Raw genomic sequence first — 623 nt, 5'->3', positions numbered from 1 at the left:
CGCCGACGGACTGGCCCCGCCCTCCGCCCTGAGCCTGGCCGGCGCCCGGATGCGCCCCTTCACGTCCGGGATCGCGCGGGCGACGGCGGGCCACGGGATCGTGGTGGGCCGCGTCCGCTACATCCACCGCGGCTGGAACGGGGAGCGGGCCGACGCTGCCCGGGACGCCGCTCGCGCCCTCGACGAGCTGGCCGCCGCCTGCGGGAGCGTCCCTGTCGTCCTCGTCGGCCACTCGATGGGAGGCAGGGCCGCGCTGAGTGCCGCGGCGCACCCCCAGGTGCGGGGCGTGGTCGCCCTCGGGACACCACGGGGCGAGCCCGTCGCCCACCTCGCCGGGACGGACGTCGTGCTGGTCCACGGCGACCGTGACCGGGTGACGGACCCCCGGGGATCCTGGAGCGTGGCCCGCCGGGCCCGCGCGATCCCGGACGTGAAGGGGCGCATCCGGGCGCCGGCCAGGCTCAGGGCGGAGGGCGGGGCCAGTCCGTCGGCGCGGCCCCCGTGGAGCACCAGGACGGCGGCCGCGGGGCGGTCCTGCGCCCGGTCGAGCACGAGGGCGGGCGGCGTGCCAGGCGGCTGCGGGCGTACGGCGATGACGGTCACGTCCCTCGGTGCGGGGGCCC

General features: G+C 79.8%; 1 protein-coding gene. It reads left to right on the top strand.

The window, feature by feature from the left end:
* Positions 1-623 (top strand): alpha/beta fold hydrolase (locus EAO77_RS37810; RefSeq protein WP_147992788.1); only part of this gene is annotated, 623 nt, incomplete at both ends.

The organism is Streptomyces sp. T39 (genome assembly GCF_008042045.1).
Classification (GTDB): domain Bacteria; phylum Actinomycetota; class Actinomycetes; order Streptomycetales; family Streptomycetaceae; genus Streptomyces.
This window is presented reverse-complemented; position numbering and strand designations above follow the sequence as displayed.